At 45.2% G+C, this 8714-nt stretch carries 5 protein-coding genes; 2 read left to right on the top strand and 3 right to left on the bottom strand.

The window, feature by feature from the left end:
* Positions 1–167: 167 nt before the first annotated feature.
* Positions 168–2768: a VolA/Pla-1 family phospholipase gene (locus tag MHN09_RS17535; protein ID WP_239241617.1), complete on the bottom strand. Its 2601-nt coding sequence runs from the start codon at positions 2766–2768 to the stop codon at positions 168–170.
* 320 nt (positions 2769–3088) lie between these two features.
* Here MHN09_RS17535 and MHN09_RS17530 point away from each other — a divergent pair, with 320 nt between their 5' ends.
* Positions 3089–3832 carry a YciK family oxidoreductase gene (locus MHN09_RS17530; RefSeq protein WP_239241616.1) on the top strand — a complete coding sequence of 248 codons (744 nt, stop codon included), beginning with the start codon at positions 3089–3091 and terminating at the stop codon, positions 3830–3832.
* Positions 3833–3927: 95 nt separating this feature from the next.
* Here MHN09_RS17530 and glnS read toward each other — a convergent pair whose 3' ends face one another.
* Complete coding sequence (gene glnS / locus MHN09_RS17525) at positions 3928–5595, bottom strand: glutamine--tRNA ligase (RefSeq protein WP_239241615.1); 1668 nt, start codon at positions 5593–5595, stop codon at positions 3928–3930.
* Positions 5596–5891: 296 nt separating this feature from the next.
* On the opposite strand from glnS, the gene MHN09_RS17520 reads away from it, so the two are divergent.
* Complete coding sequence (locus MHN09_RS17520) at positions 5892–6914, top strand: LacI family DNA-binding transcriptional regulator (protein WP_014949462.1); 1023 nt, start codon at positions 5892–5894, stop codon at positions 6912–6914.
* A 102-nt stretch (positions 6915–7016) separates the two neighbouring features.
* Here the strand turns inward: MHN09_RS17520 and MHN09_RS17515 are convergent, their stop codons facing one another.
* Positions 7017–8714 (bottom strand): alpha-amylase family glycosyl hydrolase, encoded by a 1698-nt coding sequence (locus tag MHN09_RS17515; RefSeq protein WP_061094980.1) that lies wholly within the window; start codon positions 8712–8714, stop codon positions 7017–7019.

Genomic DNA, 8714 nt, shown 5'->3' with positions numbered 1-8714 from the left:
CGACCTGACAGGTATTACCCCAGAGTAGTGAGGAAAAGACCGACTAAATACCCCACAAAGAAAAATGCCAGTCAGCTTAACTGACTGGCATTAGGCAATAACGCCGGCTTTCTTTCTATAAAATGTAAGCAGTTGTAACGCTGCCCATTGGAGCAAACTACCCTTGGCTAGTTCGCTACAACACTTTCATCAGAAATTGGCAGTACAAGTGCGTCAGACGCAATATAACCCGCCACTTCTTTTTGCATTTCCGTTGTTACCGCTGCGCTCGCCGCTGGGCTTAAGCTAGAAGCATGAGCACCACTATTGAACTGTACAATTCCGCTAATTGGATCTGTACCAGGACCTTGCGTGGTTGTCACTTGCTCTAAGCCAATGGTCGCTGCCAGAGGAAGCTGACCTGACAATGGTAACGCTGTTGAAATTGGAATAACTTGATCCGGAAGGTTCGCGTCGCTGCCATCACCCACTACGGTCATCATATGAACTGGCGTATTGCTACCCAGTGTCTGAGCGTAGTTAGTAGGGTCACCTGCATCCATTACCGTTTGCGCAGCAAAAGCAAACTCTGCAAATACTGCATTTACTTGGGCAGCCTGCTCAGCAGTAAGATTTTCTTCGAAAATCGCTACCGCTGCGCGAAGTTGTTCTTCGCTCACATCAGTGGTTTCATACAGTTGATTTAGCAAGGCAACAAACTCTTCAGAAGCCTGAGACAGCAACAGACCTTTGATAAGAGGACCAAACGCGGCTGACTCAATTAGGAACTGAGCAACACCGCCCCCTGGAGACTCAAGAGAAGCTTGCTTGACAGCAAACATGCCATCAAGTGCTGCTAAATCGCCGCCCATCGACGTGTTTGCCACTGAAGCAAAATTACCACCAGTGATAGCGCCTAGAGACACACCCATAATCGATACACGTGACATATCAAACTTAACATTTTGCGCTGCAGTGGTATCGACAACTGCGTTTAGTCCTAAACGTAAACCAAGTAAATCTGACACGCTTTGACGTAGGTTGTCGCGAGCCGTAGGCAAGCTGGCAAGGTTCATATAGTGAGTTGCGCTAACCGTAGTCGCGTTCAGTTCATCTGTACCGTCGCCATTAAGGTCAAAACCGCGGCTACCGTGTAATGGTTGGTCGATTGCTACTGAAGCAATACCTGCTAGAGACAGTGTACCTGTAATGGCAAGCATATCTTCTTTTTTGCTGGTAATGCCGTGCGCTAAAATAACCACTGGCCAACCGGCTTCAGGCATGCTGATTGCTGGAAGATTTAACGCTTGAACTACGGCAGGATCGGGTATAGTTACTTGGACATCTAACGTTTCAGTTCCCATGTTTCCGCCAGTAGGCTGTGGATATGGGTTGAATTTAGTAATGTTTCTTGCGCTATCTAACATTTCGCCGTTAATACGAACGTCAGCAAGGCCTAGTGAAGAACACATTGCTGCATTAGGACCAGGTTCTGCGTCTGCAAGTAATTCTTGTGGCGCACCGGCTAGAACAATACCACTGTCACAAGCTGCCTTCCAGAAATCATTAACTGGCGCAAGCGGGTTCTCTGCACTTGGAACACCCAAGAAATAAGGCAATGCAATATTACCTTCATAACGTTGAGCTGCACAGAATGGACCGGCTTGCGCTAAAATGCCCGTAGAAACACCAACAGCAAATTCGTTCAGCGCACCCCATTGAGCAGAAAGTTGACCAGACGCCGTACCCGCAAGTCCTGCACAAGTTTCTAACAAGCTGAAATCAGTAGCGTCAATCGCTGCTTGAATATCATCAGGTTGACCTTGTTTACCCTGCTCTACTGCGCCAGCTATAACAGTAGCGTTTACAAGACCAAGTGCTTCCATGACATTAGGCGCTGCAGGTACATCGCTTACCGTGATTGCAGGTAGTGCAGTTGGAGCGGACGGGTCACCGCCAGCAGCCAGTTGTGCAAAACGGCTAATCATGACCTTCTTGATGGTATCAAGCGAGTTGGCAATAGACTGTGTGGTGAAAGCTGACACGTAAGTAATGTCTTCACGATCGAAACCCGCACCAAGCACTGGATTAACTAACGAATTAACTAAGCCTTGTAATTGAAGCTGTGCTGCACTTGATAGAGGATTAGTGTCGATGTCTTGTCTTACTGAGTCCCACGTAGTTGAACCCTGAACCGATTTGCCAGAAGAGTCTTTCAAATCAGTGGTCATTACTAACATGTAGCCCTGAGCTGCTTTTAGCGGCTTAAGAGGAACAAAAGTGATTGTGTTGCTATCAGCAAGGCTGAGTACGTAATCAACACCAAAGGTAAGTTGATCGCCAAGCTTACAACCCGCAGAAGGTGTTGTAACCTGCGCACAGTCAGGATCACTTTGGTCAAGACCTAACGTTGCTTCAAAAAGCAATACGCCAGAAGATAATGTACTTGCATCAAGCGATGCGCCAGCAGGTGTTTCTACATTAATTACAAACGGGTGTTGAGTTGACCAACCGTCTAACACGTTGAGTGCATTTTGCGGGTCAGCAAAATCTGTAGGGTCATCGACCGGAATATTCAGTGTGTAATCAAAGAAACCATCATCGCCTGGAAGCATCAGAAGGTCGTTTGGAATGTTCAAGTTCCCATTAGCTGGGTCAAAAACGATTCGTGAAAATGGTGTTTGGACTTCTGTTTCGGCCTGAATGTCGGAAAGGGTTTCATCGGAGCCACCACAGCCTGCTAGACCCAGCGCAAGGGCCACACTGGAACTTAATACGAGTTTTCTCATCTCTACTCCCTACAAGCATTGTTGTTATTCTGTGTCTAAAACTTAACTCTATTAAAAGTAGCTTGGTCTACCCTGTCTTTACAGGCGTAGATGATAGTTTTAAACATGTTAGACCAGTTGTATCTTCCTCAATCTTATTGACTTTGTTGCAACTTTGCAAAGTTTTGTTAACTACTTTTGTTAACTTTTTTTACGTTTGAAGAAATTTTCATTCATTGTTTTACTTGTGAGTCAGGCTGAGTATGATCTGGGGTTTGATTCTTAATTGGGTCTACAGGCCCCAATCATTGCGATATAAATGAACCTTTTGAAGGAAAATGATGAACGATTACAACGCACCAGCGGATTTATTGCGCGATAAAGTTATTCTTATCACCGGGGCTGGCGATGGAATTGGTGCACAAGCCGCAAAAACGTATGCTGCACATGGCGCTATTTGTATTTTATTAGGCCGCACCGTGTCTAAACTTGAAGCTGTGTACGACGACATTGTCGCAGCAGGTGGTCAAGAACCCGCCATTGTTCCTTTAGATATCAAAGGCGCAACGCCCTCTCATTATCAGCAAATGACGCAAACCATTATTGACCAGTTTGGCCGATTAGATGGTGTTCTTCACAATGCGAGTATTTTAGGCCACCTAAGTGCATTTAAAGATATTGATGCGCAAGAATGGCAAGACGTGATGCAAATTAACCTAAATGGCATGGTCTTCATGACACAAGCGCTTATTCCCGCTTTAGGAAAGGCAGAAAGTGCATCGGTAATTTTCACCACCTCTAGCGTAGGCAGAAAAGGTCGCGCATTTTGGGGAACGTACGCCGTATCAAAATTCGCAACAGAAGGCGTTATGCAAACCCTTGCTGATGAATATCGAAATAAGTCACTGCGCTTTAACTGTATTAATCCAGGTGGTACCCGCACACAAATGCGCGCTCAAGCGTTTCCAGCAGAAAACCCTGATACACTAAAAACACCTGAAGATATTATGCCTACGTATCTTTATCTTATGGGCGAAGACAGTAAGGAAACAACCGGACAGTCACTTGATTGCCAACCAAAGTAATTAACGAAAGCAATGTTCCATTAAACAAAAAAACCGCTTAAGCAGCACTTAAGCGGTTTTTTATTTACAGCGCATAAATGGCTAAAGGCCAGTGCCTACTCGCCCATTTTGGCCCATGTATCTCTTAGACCTACAGTGCGGTTAAAGACCGGCTTGTCGTCTGTGCTGTCTTTATCTACACAGAAGTAGCCAGTGCGTTCAAACTGCCATGCTCCTACTTCAGGAACATTGTCTGCCAATCCGGCTTCTACCCAACCGTGTTTTACTTCCAACGAGTCAGGGTTAATCGCATCGGTAAAGTTCTCTTCCGCAGCTGGGTTAGGCACGTTAAACAAGCGGTCGTAAAGCCTAAACTCTGCTGCCTGTGCTGTTGCTGCATCCACCCAATGAATAACACCTTTAACTTTGCGGCCATCAGCCGGATCTTTACCTAGAGTATCCGCGTCATAAGTACAAAAAACGGTTGTTACATTACCATTTTCATCTTTTTCAACGCGATTAGCTTTAACCACGTAGGCGTTGCGAAGACGAACTTCTTTATCAAGCACTAAGCGCTTAAACTTCTTGTTCGCCGACTCTCGGAAGTCTTCTGCTTCTATATACACTTCGCGACTGAAGCCGATGTTACGCGTCCCCATACTTTCATCGTTAGGATGATTGGGCGCAACAAGCGTTTCTGTCTGGCCTTCCTCATAATTTTCGATAACTAGCTTTATTGGATCTAGTACGGCCATTGTGCGAGGAGCATTTGCATTTAGGTCGTCGCGTATGCACGCTTCTAGCATGGACATTTCAACCATGTTGTCCATCTTAGTCACACCAATGCGTTTACAAAACTCAACGATTGAACCCGGTGTGTAGCCACGACGGCGTAAACCCGCAATGGTAGGCATGCGAGGGTCGTCCCAGCCATGTACATGGTTTTCGTCGACTAACTGAATAAGACGACGCTTGCTTAATACCGTATATTCTAGATTAAGACGTGAGAATTCATACTGTCTTGGCGTGCAGTCGATAGAAATGTTTTCGATAACCCAATCATAAAGACGACGGTTATCCTGGAACTCTAGTGTACACAGGGAGTGCGTTATTCCCTCAATGGCGTCTGAGATACAATGTGTAAAATCGTACATTGGATACACGCACCATTTATCACCAGTTTGATGATGGTGAGCATGCTTAACGCGATAAATTACCGGGTCACGCATACACATAAATGGCGATGCCATATCAATTTTCGCACGCAGACTACACTCACCTTCTTTATATTCGCCTGCCGTCATTTTGGCAAACTCACTGAGGTTAGTTTCAACGTCTGTATCGCGATAAGGGCTATTTTGACCAGGCTCTTTAAGTGTGCCACGCATTTCGCGCATAACGTCTTGCGCTGAAAAATCTACATAGGCTAAGCCTTTTTCAATAAGTTCAACGGCGTATTGGTGTAGTTGGTCAAAGTAATTCGATGAATAGCGCGCTTCTCCGTCCCACGTAAATCCAAGCCATTGCACATCTTCCTTAATTGAATTAACGAAGGTAATGTCTTCTTTTGCAGGGTTGGTATCGTCAAAGCGTAAATTGCACGTACCTGTGTAGTCTTGAGCAATACCAAAATTCAAGCAGATAGACTTGGCGTGGCCAATGTGTAAGAAGCCATTCGGCTCTGGTGGAAACCGTGTTTTAATTGCGTCATGTAGACCACTAGACAGGTCTTTATCAATAATCTGACGGATAAAATTGGTCGGACGGTGTTCAGTCTCGGCCATTCGCTTGTTCCCCTTATGCACGTAATATTTCAAAATCTCGCTGAGTATAACACTCTCGCAATTACTTCAACCATGTTTTATTCAAAGAAGCCTGACAAGTGATTGAATTAAGAGCGATCTGCAAATACCTTCTAAAACTAAATGCAGTTATGACTTCCAAAATATAAATAAGCACTGACGAAATCGTAACTTTGCGTGGCATTTGAGCGACTGCGTCTCAAAATGCGCGCGTCATTATAAAAATATGGTAATCTAAATTCGCGACAACAAGGTCGTAGCAGCAAATCATGGTGTTTATGAAAGAAAAAGCAACCTCTTTTGACATTGCCCACTTGGCAGGTGTTTCGCAGTCGACGGTTTCGCGAGCGTTAAATAATAGCCCGCTAGTTAATCAAGAAACTAGAGATCGCGTTCAGCGTATTGCCCGGGAACTCAATTACAAAGTGGATAAAAACGCAAGTAACTTGAGAAAGCAAAAGAGCAGCACAATTGCCCTACTCTTGTTTGAAGATCCTACGTCCGATGATTCGATGATTAATCCGTTCTTCCTAGCGATGCTCGGCAGTATTACTCGCGCGTGTGCGCAAGCAAACTATGATCTGCTTGTGTCCTTCCAAAATTTAGATGATGACTGGCACGCAGAATATGAAGACTCAAATAAGGCTGACGGCATTATTCTATTAGGATATGGCGACTATACTGATTACCAAAACAAAGTCGCGCAACTTGAATCGCAGGGCACCCACTTTGTTCGTTGGGGTGCGCCAGATGAAGCCCACCCAGGGGTTAGTATCGGTTGTGATAACTATCAAGGTGGCCAAAGCATAACGTCACATTTAATTGGCTTGGGTAAAACTTCCTTTGCGTTTATTGGCGACAACGGCGATCACGCCCCTGAATTCAAAGCGCGTTTTAACGGTTATTTTGAAACACTTCAATCTCATGGGCTTGATCAGTCAAGTGTTCAACGCAATGCTATTTCGACTGAGGACGCGGGGTCAGAAGCGGTGAAATCATTGCTGCAAAGTGGCGAACTTCCCCAAGCAATTGTCTGCGCGTCAGACCTTATTGCAATGGGCGTGCTTAGAGCGCTGCGCCAGGCAAAAGTAAATGTGCCTGATGATGTAGCCGTGGTTGGCTATGACAATATTGCGGTTTCAGCCTACACCACGCCTTCGCTCACCACTGTTCAGCAAAATACCAAACTGGCGGGCGAGTTATTGGTAAACACCTTATTAAAAGCCATTAACAACGAAGACGTTCAGGATTATTTAATGCCTGCGGATATTATTATTAGGCAGTCATGTGGCAGTGAGTAAGCGTGCGCAAATTACACACTAGAAATTAAGCAATCACTGATTAACAAAAAGCCCCGGGCGTTAAACAACCACGGGGCTTTTTTATTGTGCGCTAAACACGTTTTATTGGCGGGCCAACTGATGCTTAATTTGAGCAAGTAATGCACTGTTACTTACTTGACCCTCGCGCACCCATACCTGAACGCCATTGGGCTTAACCGTTGCGGTTAACGCATCACCTAGTTCTACCGTTTGCGTTTCTCCAGATAATTGTTCCGTCCAGTCGCCCGATTGCATAAAGTCACTAACCTCAAAAGATTGTGCGGCATTACCCTTATTAAGTAATACAAGTGCAGTCTGCTGTGTTTCTGCAGTATCAACAACGCGATAAAACGCCGCTTGATGACCGTCAAGTTCAACGTTGACTTGAACACCGCGCTGCAGTGCTACCGTGTTTTTACGCACATTGGCAATCTTTGTTAGCGCCTGTTGAATAGGATGTTTCTTGGCTTGGTCTAGGCGCTCTTGGCCAACATAGTTACGATTGCCGGCATGTTCCGCCGTACCGCGCATGAAGCCAATTTCAGATCCCATGTATACAACCGGAATGCCTCTTACTGTAAACAACCAGTTATGCGCATTAATAAAGCCTTCATCAGTGGCATTAATGCGCGCCATATCGTGGTTATCGTAGAACGTAGTTAATTCATATGGATTGTTATATGGCCCGTGCGTAAGATGAAGCACCGTTTCTAAGTCAGCAAAATCACTCTCTAGCGGCTTTTCAAATACATTCACCATGGCCTTTTGCATAGGAAAGTCTAATACACTGACGCCCCCATTTTTCGGTAACGTATGTTGGGCAATGTTGTTCGCCTCATAGTCAAATGCTTCGCCAAACATAAAAAAGTCAGGGTTTTGCTCGCGTATACGATCTGACGCTTCACGCCAAAACGCATGAGGCACATGCCTGATTGTATCTATTCTAAATGCATCAGCACCTTGAGAAATCCAATACAAATAGCTGTTGATGAGATAATCGCGTACGGCGGGGTTTTCGTCATCTAGATTAGAAAGCTTTACTAAATCTGGATAGTTGTGAAAAAAGCTATGAAGCGGGTTGTTTTCAGGGTCAAGCTCTTCAGGTGCCAAGTTTTGATGATCAGCAACCAGATTTCCATCACTGTCATATATTTCCCCGTAGCCGGGTAAGTCCTTTTCCATGGTGAAGCTTGGTGTGCCATGATTTGCCACAATATCAAACACGGACTTAAGGCCATGCTGACGCATTTTCGCCGTATAGTCACTAACGCTTAAATTGGCGCTAACCAAATGCTCGTCAGCTTTATAGAAATTCGTTGCCCAATAGCCGTGATAACCCGTTTTACCACCGTCTTTAAAGGCACCGCCATAAGTAATGGGTTCATCGCCATTAAACGCATAGTCCGGGTTATCGTGGACAGGCGTCATCCATACTGCCGTGAACCCCATTTCTTTAATATAATCGGCGTTGTTTAAGATACCCTGTAAATCACCGCCCATGTAACCCACATAGGCTTTCTTACCTTCAGGACCTTCTAAGGGCAGTTGCCACGTAGGGTGATCGCCTCCCTGCTCTTCATGATTGTTCGAAGGGTCGCCGTCTACAAAACGATCTGTTACAACAAAGTACACCGCTTCGCTAGCAAATGGCGTAGTGGTACCCACGATAGCGTGGCTGTTTTCTTGTATATCGTTAGATGAAGGAACAGATGTACTCGAGCAGGCTGAGCAAAATAAACCAGCTAACGTTAATGCGATTGTTGTACGATTAAATGACAT

Origin of the sequence: Alteromonas sp. MmMcT2-5 (assembly GCF_022348315.1) — a bacterium.
Classification (GTDB): domain Bacteria; phylum Pseudomonadota; class Gammaproteobacteria; order Enterobacterales; family Alteromonadaceae; genus Alteromonas; species Alteromonas macleodii.
The sequence above is the reverse complement of the archived record's forward strand: the minus strand, read 5'-3'. Positions and strand labels throughout refer to the sequence as shown.